The 15706-nt window shown below is 61.3% G+C and carries 20 protein-coding genes; 16 read left to right on the forward strand and 4 right to left on the reverse strand.

Annotated elements, in window-relative coordinates; genetic code table 11:
* The first annotated feature begins 207 nt into the window (after positions 1-207).
* Entirely contained in the window at positions 208-1749 is a 1542-nt protein-coding gene (gene guaA, locus BN1969_RS14680) for a glutamine-hydrolyzing GMP synthase (RefSeq protein ID WP_050624991.1), read from the forward strand.
* Between the two features lie 76 nt (positions 1750-1825).
* On the opposite strand, the gene BN1969_RS14685 is transcribed toward guaA, so the two are convergent.
* From BN1969_RS14685 to BN1969_RS14700, 4 genes are all read right to left on the reverse strand, one after another.
* Complete coding sequence (locus BN1969_RS14685) at positions 1826-2887, reverse strand: site-specific integrase (protein ID WP_227126848.1); 1062 nt, start codon at positions 2885-2887, stop codon at positions 1826-1828.
* Positions 2888-3033: 146 nt separating this feature from the next.
* The gene (locus tag BN1969_RS14690) at positions 3034-3294 is read right to left on the reverse strand and encodes a hypothetical protein (protein WP_050624992.1); all 261 of its coding nucleotides are present in this window, start codon (positions 3292-3294) and stop codon (positions 3034-3036) included.
* 251 nt (positions 3295-3545) lie between these two features.
* The gene (locus tag BN1969_RS14695; protein ID WP_021750470.1) at positions 3546-4319 is read right to left on the reverse strand and encodes a type I restriction enzyme HsdR N-terminal domain-containing protein; all 774 of its coding nucleotides are present in this window, start codon (positions 4317-4319) and stop codon (positions 3546-3548) included.
* Between the two features lie 27 nt (positions 4320-4346).
* Positions 4347-4745: a helix-turn-helix domain-containing protein gene (locus BN1969_RS14700; protein WP_021750471.1), complete on the reverse strand. Its 399-nt coding sequence runs from the start codon at positions 4743-4745 to the stop codon at positions 4347-4349.
* Between the two features lie 319 nt (positions 4746-5064).
* On the opposite strand from BN1969_RS14700, the gene BN1969_RS14705 reads away from it, so the two are divergent.
* The 15 genes from BN1969_RS14705 (at position 5065) to BN1969_RS14775 (ending at position 15685) form a co-directional block, all read left to right on the forward strand.
* Complete coding sequence (locus BN1969_RS14705; RefSeq protein WP_021750473.1) at positions 5065-5577, forward strand: hypothetical protein; 513 nt, start codon at positions 5065-5067, stop codon at positions 5575-5577.
* Between the two features lie 5 nt (positions 5578-5582).
* Positions 5583-5798 (forward strand): hypothetical protein, encoded by a 216-nt coding sequence (locus BN1969_RS14710; RefSeq protein ID WP_021750474.1) that lies wholly within the window; start codon positions 5583-5585, stop codon positions 5796-5798.
* Complete coding sequence (locus BN1969_RS18080) at positions 5791-6027, forward strand: hypothetical protein (RefSeq protein ID WP_036630961.1); 237 nt, start codon at positions 5791-5793, stop codon at positions 6025-6027. The genes BN1969_RS14710 and BN1969_RS18080 overlap by 8 nt, the downstream gene beginning before the upstream one ends.
* Before the next feature lie 43 nt (positions 6028-6070).
* Positions 6071-6769, forward strand: coding sequence for a DUF2786 domain-containing protein (locus tag BN1969_RS14720; RefSeq protein ID WP_021750476.1), 699 nt, complete (start codon positions 6071-6073; stop codon positions 6767-6769).
* A gap of 5 nt (positions 6770-6774) precedes the next feature.
* Positions 6775-7200: a hypothetical protein gene (locus tag BN1969_RS14725; protein WP_021750477.1), complete on the forward strand. Its 426-nt coding sequence runs from the start codon at positions 6775-6777 to the stop codon at positions 7198-7200.
* A 63-nt stretch (positions 7201-7263) separates the two neighbouring features.
* A complete protein-coding gene (locus BN1969_RS14730; protein ID WP_021750478.1) occupies positions 7264-7479 on the forward strand; it encodes a toxin-antitoxin system antitoxin component Xre domain protein in 216 nt (71 codons plus the stop codon).
* A 3-nt stretch (positions 7480-7482) separates the two neighbouring features.
* Positions 7483-7710, forward strand: coding sequence for a hypothetical protein (locus BN1969_RS14735; RefSeq protein ID WP_021750479.1), 228 nt, complete (start codon positions 7483-7485; stop codon positions 7708-7710).
* 229 nt (positions 7711-7939) lie between these two features.
* Entirely contained in the window at positions 7940-8329 is a 390-nt protein-coding gene (locus BN1969_RS14740) for a hypothetical protein (RefSeq protein ID WP_050624993.1), read from the forward strand.
* 43 nt (positions 8330-8372) lie between these two features.
* Positions 8373-8729, forward strand: a complete 357-nt coding sequence (locus tag BN1969_RS14745; RefSeq protein WP_050624994.1) for a hypothetical protein — start codon at positions 8373-8375, stop codon at positions 8727-8729.
* Positions 8730-8740: 11 nt separating this feature from the next.
* The gene (locus BN1969_RS14750) at positions 8741-9010 is read left to right on the forward strand and encodes a hypothetical protein (RefSeq protein WP_050624995.1); all 270 of its coding nucleotides are present in this window, start codon (positions 8741-8743) and stop codon (positions 9008-9010) included.
* Positions 9007-9909, forward strand: a complete 903-nt coding sequence (locus tag BN1969_RS14755) for a DUF8626 domain-containing protein (RefSeq protein WP_050624996.1) — start codon at positions 9007-9009, stop codon at positions 9907-9909. Before BN1969_RS14750 ends, BN1969_RS14755 begins: the two co-directional genes overlap by 4 nt.
* A 318-nt stretch (positions 9910-10227) precedes the next feature.
* Positions 10228-10677, forward strand: a complete 450-nt coding sequence (locus BN1969_RS14765; protein ID WP_050624998.1) for a hypothetical protein — start codon at positions 10228-10230, stop codon at positions 10675-10677.
* Positions 10678-10741: 64 nt separating this feature from the next.
* Positions 10742-11770, forward strand: coding sequence for a hypothetical protein (locus BN1969_RS14770; RefSeq protein WP_021750485.1), 1029 nt, complete (start codon positions 10742-10744; stop codon positions 11768-11770).
* Entirely contained in the window at positions 11767-11907 is a 141-nt protein-coding gene (locus BN1969_RS18335; protein ID WP_021750486.1) for a hypothetical protein, read from the forward strand. The genes BN1969_RS14770 and BN1969_RS18335 overlap by 4 nt, the downstream gene beginning before the upstream one ends.
* The gene (locus tag BN1969_RS14775; RefSeq protein ID WP_050624999.1) at positions 11900-15685 is read left to right on the forward strand and encodes a metallophosphoesterase; all 3786 of its coding nucleotides are present in this window, start codon (positions 11900-11902) and stop codon (positions 15683-15685) included. The genes BN1969_RS18335 and BN1969_RS14775 overlap by 8 nt, the downstream gene beginning before the upstream one ends.
* Positions 15686-15706 lie beyond the last annotated feature (21 nt).

The raw sequence follows: 15706 nt of genomic DNA on the forward strand, positions 1-15706 counted from the left end.
GGGGCCCCTTTACCGCTCGCTGACCGCAGGCTCCTGTCCGTCGTAGAGCAGGTCCTCCAGGTCGATCCGGCTGTTTTCCTGGAATTGCATCATATGATCATCTCCTTTCCCTCTGTCTGCCTTCAGCATACTCCTCTTTTCCCGGGGATACAAGGGAAGTTTGGTGAAATTTCTGTAAAATCTACTCACTGAAGAAAGGATGAGTCTATGTCCCATCAGACCGTCATCGTTCTGGACTTCGGCGGCCAGTACAATCAGCTGATCGCCCGCCGGGTCCGGGAGTGCAATGTGTACTGCGAGGTCATGCCCTGCACCACGCCCCTTTCCCAACTGAAAGCCATGGACCCCATCGGCATCATCTTCACCGGCGGCCCCAACAGTGTGTATCTGGATTCCTCCCCCCACGTGGACCCGGAGATCTTCACCTGGGGAGTGCCCATCCTGGGCATCTGCTACGGCTGCCAGCTCATGGCCCACACCCTGGGCGGCCAGGTCACCGAGGCCCAGGACGATTCCGCTCGGGAATACGGCAAGACCCAGACCTACTACGACACCACCTCTCCCCTCTTCAAGGGCCTGCCTCAGGAGGGTATCTCCTGGATGAGCCACGGGGACTACATGGCCAAGGTGCCTGACGGCTTCGCTCTCACCGCCCACAGCGACAGCTGCCCCAATGTGGCCATTGCGGACGAGGCCCGGGGCTTCTATGGGGTCCAGTTCCACCCCGAGGTCAACCACACCCAGCACGGCATCGACATGATCCACAACTTCCTCTATGAGGTGTGCCGCGCCAAGGGCGACTGGACTATGGAGGACTACTGCCGGACCGCCATTGCTCAGATCCGGGAGAAGATCGGCGGCGGGAAAGTGCTGCTGGCCCTGTCCGGCGGAGTGGACTCCTCCGTAGCCGCGGCCCTGCTGGCCGAGGCGGTGGGCAGTCAGCTCACCTGCGTGTTTGTGGACCACGGCCTCATGCGGAAAAATGAGGGAGACGAGGTGGAGGCCGCCTTCTCCAAGTGGGACATCAACTTCGTCCGCGTGGACGCGGAGCAGCGCTTCCTCATCAAGCTGGCCGGGGTATCTGAGCCGGAGCACAAGCGGAAGATCATCGGCGAGGAGTTCATCCGGGTCTTTGAGGAGGAGGCCAAGAAGATCGGCCGGGTGGATTACCTGGTCCAAGGCACCATCTACCCAGACGTGATCGAGTCGGGAGCCGGAGATGCCGCCGTCATCAAGAGCCACCACAATGTAGGAGGGCTGCCCGACTACGTTGACTTCAAGGAGATCATCGAGCCCCTGCGTCTGCTGTTCAAGGATGAGGTCCGTCAGCTGGGTCGGGAGCTGAAGCTGCCGGAATATCTGGTGATGCGTCAGCCCTTCCCCGGTCCCGGCCTGGCCATCCGGGTCATCGGAGACTTGACCAAGGACAAGCTGGACCGCCTGCGGGACGCCGATGCCATTTACCGGGAGGAGATCGCCGCTGCCGGCCTGGGTGCCTCCATCAACCAGTATTTTGCCGTCCTCACCAACACCCGTTCGGTGGGTGTCATGGGTGACGGCCGGACCTATGACTATACCCTGGCCCTCCGTGCCGTCACCACCAGCGACTTCATGACCGCCGACTGGGCCCGAATCCCCTACGACGTACTGGACAGGATCTCTACCCGCATCGTCAATGAGGTCCAGGGCATCAACCGCATCGTCTACGACATCACAAGTAAACCCCCGGCCACCATCGAGTGGGAATAAAGTACAAAAGCCCCGCAAGCCCTGATAAATCAAGGGTTTGCGGGGCTTTTCCTGTTTCTGTGGCATTACTTTGGCATTAACGCATCAAATCATCCATCTTTTTGACTGCTTCATCGCTGGTGGTGGGGTACAGGTGCCCATAGGTCCGCAGCGTCGTTTGTATGTCCTCATGGCCCAGGCGCTCTTTCACCAGCAGAATAGGCGTCCCCAGGTGGATGAGTAGGGCCGCGTGGGAATGACGCAGATCATGGAGCCTGATTGGGTCCATACCGGCCTCCGCGCACCCCTTGAGCATCGCCCGCCGGAAATAGTGCTTCGTGAACGGAAATAGCCGGTCATCCGGCTGGGGGTCGTATAGGGCGTTCTCATAGGCCCGTATCTCATCGCACAGCTTTTCCGGCAGCGGTATCACCCGGCGGCCTCGCTGGGTCTTTGGGTCCGTTATGACCTCTTCGCCCTCTACGCTCTGGAAGTTCCGGCGGACGGTAAGGGTCCGGGCCTCCAGGTCGATGTCCTCCGGGCAGAGCGCCAGCAGCTCCCCTATCCGCAGGCCGGTCCAGAACAGAACCGATAGGCCGGTCCGGGCGGGCAGCTTCTTGACGTGGGGGATGAATTGGTTGAACTGCTCCACCGTCCAGAATGACATCTCCTGGGCGTCTTTCTTGCCCACGCTACCGGCGAGGCGGGCCGGATTGATACCCAGGCCGTAGTATTTGCAGGCGTAGTTGAATATGGCCGAAAGCTGGTTGTTGATGGTCTTTGCATAGGTCGGGGCCACCTTGTCCGCGAGAAGCTGCGATTGCCACTTGCGAACGTGGGCCGGGGTAATCTCGTTGAGCGGGAGGTCCCCGAAGAACGGGAGGACCCGGTGCTCGATGAGATACCGCTTGTTCTGCATGGTGGTCCGCTTGAGACGCGGCTCCATGTCCCCCAGGTAGATTTCTGCGAAAGAGCGAAAGGTCATGTCACAGCTCCGGGCGCGGGTCCGCAAGAACTCTTCCTCAAACGCCTGGGCGTCCTTCTTGCGCTGGAAGCCCCGCTTCTTTTTGAGGCGTCGCTTGCCCTGCCAGTCGGTGTAGTAAAACGACGCGTACCATGTGTTCCTCAGTTCGTCTTTGTATGCTGGAATTTCAATCACCCTTTCGGAAGTCTCCCAAATTCATGCCAGAGCGGGTGCAGGACGGCCCAGGAGCCACGATAGGGGGTCTATGAATATACCAGGACCCCCAGAACGGAGAAGCGCTTATAGGACCTCCCACGGGCCAAATACGCACAGGCCCCTTTTCAGGAGACCCGGTAGGCCTCTGGCACGTTCTTGAGCCGGACGCCCTCGGACTGCTGGTAGTCCCGGATGAGCTGGGCGATCTCCACAGAGGCGGCGGGGTCCCCGGCTTGCAGCGCCTCCTGGTAGTCGCTCTGGAGCTGGGCAAGGTGGGCTGCCCTCTCCCTCCGGCATACAGGGCAGAGGCCGGAGACCAGGTCCGCGCAGTTTTCGATGGAGCCGCAGCTCCGACAGCTCAGATAGCCGATAGGCAAGTTTTCCACAGTTCACAACCTCCAATACCGATGTACGCTCTATTCGCGCACGCGCACGCGCATAGAGGAATATTATAATTACTAAGTCTTATATACATACTGTCTTATTATGGGGTGCTGATTGATACCACATTTTTTGGGTTTGCGGTATCAATTGATACCCTATTTTCTGAAATGCGGTATCAATTGATACCCTATTTTCCGGGCCGCTTTCTCGGTGGTCCAGTTTTCAACAGCTTTTCCACAGAGTTTTCAACAGGCTATTTCCGACGCTCTTTCTGCGCGGCCCGCATCCGGGCGTTGGCGGCGTCCACGTCCCGGCGGGCGTCCTCTGCCTGGGGTCCCTCGACGATCTCATGGCGGAAGACCTCTTCCCGGAGTATGCGCCGGACCTCCCCGTCATCCATCTTCACGCCTGGGTAGTGGCGCTCCAGGGAGCGGCGAATGGTCCCAATCATCCAGTCATTCAAGAGGACTTGACCCACTATGAAGCGGTTGAGGACCCGGCGCTGGGCGTAGAGCTGGGACAGGGCCGCGTTGCCCTCTTCCTGGAAAGCCTCGACGCTCAGCGCGTAGAGGGGCGCGTAGTCCTCTGGCCGGTTCACATTCAGCTCGCAGAAGTTGAACTCGCAGACAAGCACCGTCTCCACCGGCTTCCCGAAGAGGACCTGGTATATTCTCCAGGTGATACCGTTGGTGAGCACCACCCAATCAATCCCCGCGCTGGCCGCATAGCCTGTGGCCTGGGAGACGTGGACATCCCGGAGGGCCACGCTCACCGCCTTGCACTCCAGCAACAGGCGGACTTTGCCGTTGAGCTGGACGGCCAGATCACAAAACTGCTGCTTGATGCACAGCTCGGAAGTGATGTTTTCGTACTTGTCATAGCCGAAGACCTCACAGAGAATGTCCGTGATTATCATTACCGTGTCGCTCTCATTCCGGCCCGCAAGCTGGGCGCGGCGTAGGATAGGCTGGAACTTCTGGACGCCGGCCGATAGACGCGCCTCGGTCTGCGGGCTTATCTTCTGCATGGTATCACCCCCTGAAATCGACGTAGATTACACGGCCCGTCCGCTTGAGGACGCGGCCTCGGTGGTTCCGCCCTTTTTGACTTCGCCCAGCAGGGGCGCGGTCATTTCCTGGAGGCGGCCTATCAAGAGTATCTGCTCCCGTTCCGGCAGCTTCTCGTAAAGCTCCAGCATCTCTCGCCCGTTCTCGGATATTCCGGGGGCGGGCGATTTTTTTGTTTCTGGCTCCGTGTCGCTGCCGGTCAGGAAGTAGCTGATTGAGCACCCCAAAAACTCGCAAATGCGTACCACGTATTTTGCAGGCGGGTCCGTCCCACGTTGTTTCCATCCAGTAGTGACGCTTGTAGCCACTCCGAGGTGTCGGCAAAGACCGTAGGCCGTCAGGCCGCGCCGGTCAAGCTCTTCAAACAGTCGCTCGCAAATCGTCATTCAGACACCTCCAATCTGGAATACAAAATACCCAAAAAATAAGGTAAAAATTTTCTCACATTCGCTTGCTAATATTATTGACTTAACACGCATATGTGGTATAATATAATCAAGCCAAAGGAATAAGGTAAAAACCCAAAAACAAACGGCCCAGGGAACGGGCCAGAGGATAAAACAGGAAGCGGCAGTGAAAGCCGGGTCGGAAGCGGGCATAGCTCCGGGGATGACCGGCAGGCGGTAACGGCGGTACGAACGGCAACCTCTGGACCATCCCGAAGCCACAAGGCCGGGTGCAACCGGCGGAAAGGATAACTGACCTATGGAACGCAACAAGTACGATCTGCACCGCGAAGTCCTCACCCACAAGTACGCGGACATCCTCAAGAGCTTCGAGGAAACCCATGATGACCGGCGCATCGCCTGGAACTGCTACCAGCAGCTCATCGGCGCTTGCGAGGCCATGCGGGACAGCGGCATGGAAAATAGCTTCGCCTGCTGCGCGGTCAACAAGGCTATGCAGGAACAGGAAGCCGAGATTGACGGTATCGTCACCCGGTTTACCGGCAAGGTCTACAAGGGCGTCCGGTGGGTGGATGTCACTGAGACCGACATCTACTCCTTGAGCAGCACCGAGATTGACTATGAAACGGAAATGCGGCTGTGCGAGCTGGACGCCGAAATCGCGGCCCACTTTCTGAGCGGCGACGCAGACAAGCAGGCGGCCTGTGAGCGGGAGCTTGACTGCATCCTGGGCGGGATTGAGAACGGCAAGCAGTTCTTCCAGGCCCTCACCGCCCGGAACCGGGCGTACCGGGCGGCCCACAAGGAGTAGACGCCATGGAGCCGCAGGAAATCACCCAGGCCGAGGCCGCCGATCTGCTGGCCTCCGGCTTTGAGACCGGGCGGTATGAGCCGCTGGGCCTCTTCCTGGTGGGAGAGGCCGGCGGCACCTGGACCGGGATTGACAACAGCACCGGCCATGCCTGGACGGAAGAGTTTGGAACCAAGGCCGAGTGCCTGGAATGGCTGAAAGGAGAGAATGAAGTTGGCTAAGAGGCTAAGCGTCCTGTCTTTCCTCTGCTGCATCGGAGCGGCGAGCGATGATATTCCCGTGACCGTCAAGGAGGGACCTAAGACCATCGGAACCGCAAAGAGCCTGCGGTGGCTGGAGCTGCACGGGTCCCCCGGAGTTCTGGAAGCCCGCCTGGAGTATGCGGTCATCGGGAAGCAGGAAATCACCCTCCAAATCAGGCTCAAGGACTACAACACCAAGAGGCCGTAAACCGCCGGTGCAACGGCGGCCAAGTGCGAAAGGAGCTAACCAAATGGCAACCAACATCAAGGACAAAATCGCTAAGCTGCTGGCCCTGGCAGAAAGCCCGAATGAGAACGAGGCCAAGGCCGCGCTGCTCAAGGCCCGCGAACTCATGGCTGAGCACAAGCTCAGGCCGGAAGAGGTCGTTAAGGCCGACAAGGTGAAAGTCATCCGGGAGGTCCTGGACGTCACTTGCACCGCTATGACGAACCCCTGGGCCGTCTCCCTCTCCGCTATCATCGCGGAGCACTACTGCTGCCGGGCCTACCGGAACCGGGGCGCTGGCTGCAAGACGAACAGGATTGGCCTGGTGGGGCTGGAAGAGGACTTCGAGATTGCAAAGAGGATTTTCCTCTACGCCTACGACTGCGTGATGGCCTCCATCAAGGCCAACATCAAGCGGGACCCCAGCGACCCGTCCGGGACCTACCGTGAGAAGTGCAACGCCTACGGATGGGGCTTCACCCGTGGCGTGGCGGCTGCTTTCCGCGAGCAGGAAGAAGAGCACCAGGAATGGGGCCTTGTGATGGTGGTCCCCAAGGCCGTAGATGACAACATGGCCGACATGGGCAAGAAGACATCTTTCGGCAAGGAGAAGACCGGCGGCTGGCGCGACGCCTACCGCGCCCTGGGCTACCAGGACGGCAAGCAATTTGACCCGACAACTCGCCTGTCCGGTGCGCCGGAGCGGGCCGCGATTGGAGGTTGATACCGATGAAGTGCAAGAACTGTGGGTGCGAAGTCATCCGCATCCGGTCGGGAGGGCGCAGCGTCGTTTGCGACGCCGCCCCGATCACCTACTGGCACGTCCGGGACGGGGCCGCGATGTCGGAGATGCTGTCCCTGCTGACCCCCAACGGGGAAAGCATCTACGGGACGCCGGCTGGAAAGCTGGAGAACGCCGTGGGCGTGGCCTACCACCCCCACACTTGCGGACTGCTGCCCATCTTCCACCGTGGCCGAGATAGCTGGAGCCGCCCGGTCTACGATGACGGAACGGGCCGCCTCCTGGTGGACGTGGACCCGCGAGCTGGCCGGAAACCGGACATCTGCACCAAGCAGGGCAACGCCTTTGACGGTGAACCCTGCGACCCGGTAGATGGAGATTTTATCTTCATTCCGCGCCGGGACACCTGGTAACAGTATATACCAAAACCACCCAAAAAACAAGCCGTATAAATTAGACACAAGGAGGAACCAAGCATGAGAACGGCAAACCGAGTTAAGCCGAAGACCGACTTCGGCATTGAGGTCCGGCTCTTCACCGCACAGACCGGAATGACGGTGAAAGAGCTGGCCGAGCGGTCCGGCGTCAAGTACACGACGCTGATCGAGACCACCACGGGCCGCTGTGCGGGCCACCAGCTCATCCCCATTGTCCGGGAGTACATGGCGAACTACGAGCAAAAGGAGGCATGACCCATGGCGACGAAGCCCCTCAAGACCGCCCGCGATATGTTCTACTTCGTGGAGGACGTGATGCGGATTTTGGGCTACTCCAAGTCCAAGAGCTACAAGGTCATCAAGAGCCTCAACCGCGAGCTGGAGGACCAGGGCAAATGCACCTGTGACGGGCGCGTCATCAAGCGGTATTTCCATGAGCGCTACGGCCTGGATGAGCTGAACGCGCCCGTGAGACGGGGGGCGTAGCCATGGAGAAGAGCAAGAGACGCCGGAGCTATGCCCGCGCCTACTACCGGCTGTCCGTCCTCTGCCTTGCGGCCATGGTGACGGCCCGCCTCATTCTACTGATGATTGATGTTATCCAGCTTCAAATCCAGACCGCCGGGGCTTTTTCAATCCCCGCGAGCGCGGCAATCTTGGTATTCACCGGCTGGGAGCTGAAAACCTGGACCGGTCAAGGAAAGGAGAAAAAATCATGTGGACCTACAAGTGTGACCGCTGCGGAGCGGCGCTTGACCCCGGAGAGCGGTGCGACTGCCAGGACCGCCCGGCCAAGTACAACGGCAAGCCGATCTTCACCCAGGAGAACTTCAACTACTCCGAGGCCAAGATAGGCGACTATGTGGAGCAGGCCGTTGTGGATGACGCCATGGACTGTCTGCCTCCGGCCTCGATGAGCGCCCGGTGCGCTCAGATGGGCGAACCGTACTCCCACCGGGAGGACCCGGAGACCGGGCGGCTCCGGCCTACTTACTACACGTTCAAGCGTGTGGCCGGAGAGTGGCCTAACGGTATCTGGCAATTCTGCGGCTGCTGCTTCCAGGGCGAGACCGTCCCCCGTGGCAAGGACCCGATCTACTGCTGAGAGGGGGCCGAAACGATGAAGCGAAGCTGCGGGGGGGGGTACTATGTGCAGGCGTCAGACCCTCACGACCCTGTCTCCGGCGGAACGGAGCGTAGCCGAGCAGCATTACCGGCTTGTGGAGTGGTACGTCAGACATCGGGGCCTCCCGGTGGATGAATACCTCGATGTTGCCGTGTTCGGCTATCTGCTGGCTGTGAAGCGGTGGTTTGCCCGCCCGGACCTTTACCGTTATGAGTTTACCACCATCGCCTGTGCTGCCATGCGGAGTGCAATCGGCAACGAGCAGCGCAAGCAATCCAGGCGCATTAAGACCGTGAGCCTGGATGACCCCATCCCAGGCACGGACGGCATGACCTGGGAAGACATCATCACCGAGGACCATCTTGTGTACTCGGCATAGGAGGAATAAGCGTGAAAATAACCTACAATCTGCAAGTGCTTCCCCAGCGGAAGAATAGCCGTAAGGACAGCGAAGAGACAACCGCGCTCAAGGCATTCCTCGCGGACAGCGAGAAAAAGAACATGGTCTTTGAGTACGATACCCCGCAAGAGGCTAAGAAGCGCTATGACAGTATGCGGAACTACCGCAACGCCAACAAGCTCCAGGACATCTACGATATGTGGCGAAGCGAGGCCCTGATCTGCATTGTGAAGACTAAGAAAGGAGCCGCGAAGAAATGAGCTACTACACCATCAATGAAGAGGCCGCCCGCACCGCCAACGACTTAAACAGCCACTATACCTACCGCGAGGGAAGCGCCACGGCTTCATACCGGAGGCAGGTGGATGAGGCTACCGAGCTGGCCGAGCGCCAGAAGAAGCGCGTGGACCCCATGTACCATGAGAAAATCGACCGGCTTCTTGACCTCTACTGTCGGAAATTGGCAGAAAATTTGAATGACAAGTATGCCATTGCCGCCCGCTGCCCCTCTATGCTGGTATCTGGCAGAGCGAACTTCCCAGTTCAAAAGAAAAAGAAGCAGAATGCGGCCGAAGAGCGCAGGCTCGAAGAGTGGAAGCACATCCAGGGCTTGCTTGATAAAATCCGCAGCGTCGGCACCGGCGGTATCAGCTCCGATGACCCGCAGGCCGTGGAGAAGCTGGAGGCGAAGCTCGCCGCCCTGGAGAAGAACCAGGAGATGATGAAAGCGGCCAACGCCGCCATCCGTATGAAAGACCCGGCCAAGGGAGACGCCAAGCTCGCGGAGCTGGGCTACACCCCGGAGGACATCGCCAAGCTCAGAGCGCCGGACTTCTGCGGGCGCATCGGTTATCCGGCCTACGCGCTCCAGAACAACAACGCCAATATCCGGCGCATCCGTGGCCGGATCGCAGAACTCAAGAAGCGGACCGAGAACACCCCGGAGGGCTGGGAGTTCGACGGGGGCCGGGTCGTGGTGAACACCGCGGAGAACCGCCTCCAGATCATCTTCGATGGGAAACCCGACGCGGACATCCGAACTGAACTCAAGGGAGAGGGCTTCCGGTGGGCGCCGTCGCAGGGGGCATGGCAGCGGCAGTTGACCGACAACGCCATGAGAGCCGCCCGCCGGTTGAAGTGCATCGCGCCCCAGGTCTGAACCATCTACCANAGGGCTGGGAGTTCGACGGGGGCCGGGTCGTGGTGAACACCGCGGAGAACCGCCTCCAGATCATCTTCGATGGGAAACCCGACGCGGACATCCGAACTGAACTCAAGGGAGAGGGCTTCCGGTGGGCGCCGTCGCAGGGGGCATGGCAGCGGCAGTTGACCGACAACGCCATGAGAGCCGCCCGCCGGTTGAAGTGCATCGCGCCCCAGGTCTGAACCATCTACCAAAATCATACCAGAAAGCGGGTGAATGAGAGTGGCTATCGCAGCAACAAAAAAGCCCCCCGCGTATCTGCGGGAGGCAAGGATGAGGGCTGGATTTGTCAGCCGGGGAACGGCGTCAACCGTTGTTCCGTATTCGCCGGAGACCATAGGACGCCATGAGCGCGGCGACGTGGAGATGGAGCCGGAAGACGCCCTGGTCTATGCAGAGTGCTACCAAAGCCCGGACATCCTACCCAGGTATTGCGCTACCTGTCCGGTAGGACGGGCAATCGGGAGAACGGCCACCGACCGCCCTCTTGCACATGCGACGCTCAGGGTCCGGCGGCTCATCGAGGACGGTCAAGACGTGGCCGACCGCCTGGAGGAAATCGCCTTTGACGGCGTGATAGATGCCTCCGAGCGGACCGACTTCATGGAGGCCCTGGACTTCCTGCGGAAGCTGGAAGAGAGTATCAACGACATCATCTTGATTGGCTTAGGAAAGGAAAAGGCCGCCCCCGGTGCAACGGGAAGCGGCCAAGCGCGAAAATAACTAACCTGGAGTTATTGTAGCACATTCCTACCGGCCCTGTCAAGCCGAAAGGAGATTACCCAATATGGAAAATGCCATCGTCCAACTCAACAAGTACCCCAAGGACAAGTACAACGTCCTGGTCCCCGTCACCACCATGCAGGTAGCGAGCAACCTCCAGCGGATCACCGTCTCCGAGGTCCAGCTCGACGTCCGGCAGGACAGCTCCAACCGGGGGCCGAGCAAGGACATCTACTACGAGAAGTCCAGCAGCGCCTTTGCCATCACCAAGGTAGGCGGCATGAAGCTGGCTGCGGCGGCCAACATCAGCATCGTGGACACCGCCACCGAGCGGACCGAGGGTTGCCAGCGGTGCATTGAAATGGCACGGGCCACCGGAAAGCCCAGGGTATGCGGCACCTGTGAGCACGTCCACGACGTAGCTGTCACCGTGACTATCCGGGTCCCGGAGCCGTCCGGCGGCTTCCGGCTGATGAAAGCCACCAAGGAGATTGACTGCACACTGGAGGCCGCCGGGATGAAAGACGGAGCCAACGGTCAACAGTTCAGGCGCTTCCTCCCCCACCGCACCGCCATGGCTGAGAGCAAAGCCTTTATGCGGGCTATCCGGGCCGCCCTGGGCCTGGCCGGGACCTACGCCTACGAGGAACTGAAAAAGCCCTTTGTCGTGGCCCGCGTGGTCCCCAACCTGGACGCCCCGGAAATCAAGCAGGCCGTGGCGAGCAACTACCTCCAGTCGATGGGTATGCTCTTTGAGATGCCCACCCAGGCGTCCAGGGCGAGCCTCCCGGCGGCGCAGGCCGCCGAGACCGTCACCCCCTACGAGGATGAGGGGCCTATGCCCTGGGATGAGGCACCGGAAGAGCCGGAGGATAGCTGGAGCAGATCGCCGGAGTACGGAGCTGCCCCGGATTGGGCGGACCCGGAGCCGCAGGGCGTGTTCTGTTCGGAGTGCCGCCGGGAGATTACCGGCGGTCAGAGCAGGAATGGCCGTAAGTGGAGCGCGGAGGACATTGCCGGGTATAGTCAGCGCACCTATGGGCGGGTCCTCTGCCCTGAGTGTCAGGAGAAGATGAAAGGAGCGCGGAGATGACGGTTATTGAGTTCGCGGAAAAGCGGCTGGAGGAAGAGAGCGGCTACAACCTTGACGATGCCCGCTATTGGGCGGCCTACCTGGACGGCGCGAGGGCGCAGAAGCGAGAGGATGAGGAGGCGAAAGGCCATGATTAAGATACTGCACACCGGCGACATTCACCTGGGGGACCTGGCAGGCCCCACCAAGGACGGCGCAAATCTGCGCCGCCAAGACACCTTGCGGTGCATGGACGCCATTGTGAACAAGGCCCGGACGGAGGGGCCGACCGTGACCATCATCGCGGGCGATCTCTTCAATCGGTCCCGCGTGTGGGCCGATACCGCCCTGGATGACGTCAACGACGCCATTTCCCGCTTCATCGTCCCTCTGTGCGAGTACAGCGACGCGGTGGTGCTGCTGTTCGGCACGATGAACCATGATAACCCCCGCGCCTTTGAGGTCATCCGCAAGGCAACGCCGGACCTCAAGAACCTACACATTTACACCGAGCCGAGGGTGGAACGCCTGGTGACATCGGAGGGGCCGGTCCAGATTATGGCCGTCCCCGGCTTCGACAAGGCGCGGCTGCGCCTCTTCTGCCCCGGCGCCGACAAGGAGACGGAGAACCGGAACGCCACCGCCCTTGTCAACGACATCATCCTGGGGCTGGCTACGGAGCTGGACAGGAGCCTCCCCTCCATTCTCACGGCTCACTACACGGTAAGCGGGAGCGAGGCAGACAACGGCAGCACGTTCCTTGCTGGACAGGATGTGGTGGTCCTCCCGGCTACCATCGACGCGGCGGGCGTGGACCTGGCCTGCTTCGGCCACATCCACAAGCCCCAGCGTCTCAGCTCCACCACACCGGCCTACTACTGCGGGAGCGTGAACCAGCTCACTTTCAACGATGAGGGGACCGCTCACGGCTTCTGGCTGCACCAGCTTTCAGACGGGGACCGGAGCGTTGTCTCGGAGTTCCAGCGCACCCCGGAGCGAGTACACCGGACGGTGACGATGAAGCAGCAGGACGTGGCAGACTTCATCTCCAGCGGCACCCTCAATCCTGGGGACGTGGAGGGGCGCGTGGTCCGGGTCCGGTATTCCTGCACACTGGAGCAGGAAAAAGCCTTTAACCGGGCCGAGCTGCAAAAGCGCCTGATGGACGCTGGCGCGTTTTATGTGGCCGAGATTATCCCGGATGACGTGGAGGCCCTGGACGCCAAGGACCAGCTCACGGAGCACGACGGCCCCGCCGAGTGCCTGTCACGCTGGCTGGAGACCAACGACATCACAGGCGAGAAAGCGGCCCGCCTCATGGAGCTGGCCGCGCCGATCATCAAGCAGGCCGACGATGGACGCGAGGACAGCAAACACGCTGGAGCATTTATGCCCCGGACGATTGAGGTCAAGAACTACCGGAGCTACACGGAGGCGGCCTTTGACTTCTCCCCGGTACACATGGCAATGGTGAACGGCCAGAACGGTGTCGGCAAGTCCTCCCTCTTCATGGACGCCATCGCGGACTGCCTCTATGAGCAGACCCGGAAAGAGGACATCGGCGGCTGGGTCCGCGACGGGACGAAGAGCGGCAGCATCACCTTTACCTTTGCCCTGGGCGGGCAGGACTACCGGGTCATCCGCACCAGGACCAAGAGCGGGCGCGGTACCCTGGCCCTCCAGCGGTGGAACCCGGAGGGGGACGCCTGGGCAGATGAGAGCGACACCACCATGAAACTGACCCAGGCCCGCATTGAGCGGCTGCTCGGTATGGACTGCAACACCTTTTGCAGTATCGCCCTCATCCGGCAGGACGCCTACGGCCTCTTCCTGGACGCCGACAGCGACCGGCGCATGGAGGTCCTGTCCGCGCTCCTGGGCCTGGACATCTACGGCAGGATGGGGGACATCGCCAAGGCGTCCGCTACGGAGCAGCGCCGCGCCATCGCCGCCCTCAAGGAGCGCATCAACGTCCTGGGCGAGCAGATCAGCGAAAAGGATGAGTTGCTGGATGAGGACATGGTGCTGTCCGAAGAGATGGACGAAGCTGTCCATGACGTAGCATCCGGCGAGGCGGACATCCGGGCGCTGGAGAGTGCCGAGGCCCTGCTTGCCGAAGTGATACGGCAGGCCGAGGACAAGGACGCCCAGGCCAAGGAATATGACCGGGAGCGCGACAGAAAGGCCCTGGAGCTGGAGAAGCTGGAGGGCCAATACCAGGACGCCCGCCACCTTGCAAACGGCCTCAGAGACGCCCAGGACGCCGCTGAGAGGGTCAAGGCGGCACGGGCCAAACTCCAGGACCTCTCCCCCAAGGTGGACCGGGACAAGGAGCTGCTGAAAGAGCTGGCCCGCCTCCGGGAAGCAATCGGCAAGGCGGAGCTGGACGCGGAGGCGGCCCGGAGAAAGCTCCGGCAGTATCAGGACATCATCGGCAGAAAGCCAGACGTGGAGGCGGCCCAGGCCGCGCTTGACGCCCTGGCCCCGGCGAAAGCGGAGGCTCAGGAGCGGCTTGCCAAGTCCTTTGAGACCACCAAGGCGCTGCTGGCCGCACGGGAGGCCAAGGACAAGCACCTGGCAGACAGCCGGGTCCGCATCGGGGAGCTGCAATCCCGCCTTGCGGCGGCCCAGGCGGAGGCCGGGAAGCTGGCCGACAGCGGTTGCCCCGTGCCGGAGACCGCTACTTGCAAGTTCCTGGTGTCCGCTGTGGCGGCTCAGGCCGCCATCCCGGAGCTGTCCTACTCCCTGGAGACCATGAAAGCGGAGGACCGCGCCCGGTATGAAGAGCTGACGAAAGCCTATGAAGAGGCCCTGGCAGCGCATGAGGCCCTGGGCAATCCGTCGGGGGACCTAGCAGAGCTGGAGGCCAAGGAGCATACCTACCGGACCATGACCGCCATCGCGCCGCAGATCGCGGCGGCGGAAGCGAAGCTGGAGGAAATCACCGCCTCCATCCAGACCGCCGAGCAGACCGCCCAGGACGCCAAGGAGCGGACTGTGGAGATTGACGCGGAGCGGGCGGCCCTGGGGCTGGCGGTCATCGAGTACCAGGCCGCGCAGAAGAGCATCGAAGACGATGAACCCATCGCCGGACATCTGGCCGACTGCCAAGCGGCCGGCGCGACCGCCGACGCCCTGGAGCCGCAGCTTGAGCGCCTGCGCCTGGAGATTGCAGAGCTGACCCGGAAAGTCATCACCGCGCACCAGGAGGCCGAGGACATCCGGCAGCGAGCACCGAAAGCGCCTGGGGACGTTAAGGGCCTGCGGGCCGTCCTGGAGAGCCGCCGGAAGAGCCTCACCGAATTTGCCACCCAGCGCGGGGTCATCAAGGCCAAGCTGGAGGCGATCTCCGAGGCCGAAGCTCAGACGGCAAAGCTCCGGCGGGACATCGAGGACGCGGCGGCCACCCTGAATGACTACACGGTGCTCACTCAAGCCTTTGGCCTGGACGGTATTCAGTACATGATTATCCGGGGCGTAGTCCCGGAGATTATGAGGCAGAGCAACGACATCCTGGCCGCCATGACCGGCGGGCGCATGGCCGTTGACATCCGCACCGAGCGCGAGCAGAAGAGCACGAAAACGGTAGTCAACAGCCTGGAGGTCTGGATTAACACCATCACCGGCGGGAACCGGCCCTATCAGTCCCACAGCGGCGGCGAAAAGGTCAAGATTGCCCTGGCCGTCACCCTGGGCCTGGCCGACGTCAAGGCACGGCGGGCGGGCGTCCAGCTCGGTATGCTCTTCATCGACGAGCCGCCCTTCCTGGACGCGGACGGGACGGAGGCTTACGCGGACGCGCTGGTGAACATGGCGGCCAGAAACCCCAATATGCGGATTTTGGCTATCTCCCATGACCCGACCATGAAAGCGCGGTTCAGTCAAAATATCATCGTGACCGGCGGCGAAGACGGTAGCTCTGTAACGATGGAGTGAAACCCATGAGGCCGGGCGGCC

The organism is Clostridium phoceensis, from assembly GCF_001244495.1.
GTDB classification, from domain to species: Bacteria; Bacillota; Clostridia; order Oscillospirales; family Oscillospiraceae; genus Lawsonibacter; species Lawsonibacter asaccharolyticus.

Bases quoted from the DNA above. Each gene is read 5' to 3' on its own strand.
- guaA (WP_050624991.1), top strand. From the start codon at position 208: ATGTCCCATCAGACCGTCATCGTTCTGGACTTCGGCGGCCAGTACAAT.
- BN1969_RS14695 (WP_021750470.1), bottom strand. From the start codon at position 4,319: ATGCAGAAGATAAGCCCGCAGACCGAGGCGCGTCTATCGGCCGGCGTC.
- BN1969_RS14700 (WP_021750471.1), bottom strand. From the start codon at position 4,745: ATGACGATTTGCGAGCGACTGTTTGAAGAGCTTGACCGGCGCGGCCTG.
- BN1969_RS14705 (WP_021750473.1), top strand. From the start codon at position 5,065: ATGGAACGCAACAAGTACGATCTGCACCGCGAAGTCCTCACCCACAAG.
- BN1969_RS14710 (WP_021750474.1), top strand. From the start codon at position 5,583: ATGGAGCCGCAGGAAATCACCCAGGCCGAGGCCGCCGATCTGCTGGCC.
- BN1969_RS14720 (WP_021750476.1), top strand. From the start codon at position 6,071: ATGGCAACCAACATCAAGGACAAAATCGCTAAGCTGCTGGCCCTGGCA.
- BN1969_RS14725 (WP_021750477.1), top strand. From the start codon at position 6,775: ATGAAGTGCAAGAACTGTGGGTGCGAAGTCATCCGCATCCGGTCGGGA.
- BN1969_RS14730 (WP_021750478.1), top strand. From the start codon at position 7,264: ATGAGAACGGCAAACCGAGTTAAGCCGAAGACCGACTTCGGCATTGAG.
- BN1969_RS14735 (WP_021750479.1), top strand. From the start codon at position 7,483: ATGGCGACGAAGCCCCTCAAGACCGCCCGCGATATGTTCTACTTCGTG.
- BN1969_RS14740 (WP_050624993.1), top strand. From the start codon at position 7,940: ATGTGGACCTACAAGTGTGACCGCTGCGGAGCGGCGCTTGACCCCGGA.
- BN1969_RS14745 (WP_050624994.1), top strand. From the start codon at position 8,373: ATGTGCAGGCGTCAGACCCTCACGACCCTGTCTCCGGCGGAACGGAGC.
- BN1969_RS14755 (WP_050624996.1), top strand. From the start codon at position 9,007: ATGAGCTACTACACCATCAATGAAGAGGCCGCCCGCACCGCCAACGAC.
- BN1969_RS14765 (WP_050624998.1), top strand. From the start codon at position 10,228: ATGAGGGCTGGATTTGTCAGCCGGGGAACGGCGTCAACCGTTGTTCCG.
- BN1969_RS14770 (WP_021750485.1), top strand. From the start codon at position 10,742: ATGGAAAATGCCATCGTCCAACTCAACAAGTACCCCAAGGACAAGTAC.
- BN1969_RS18335 (WP_021750486.1), top strand. From the start codon at position 11,767: ATGACGGTTATTGAGTTCGCGGAAAAGCGGCTGGAGGAAGAGAGCGGC.
- BN1969_RS14775 (WP_050624999.1), top strand. From the start codon at position 11,900: ATGATTAAGATACTGCACACCGGCGACATTCACCTGGGGGACCTGGCA.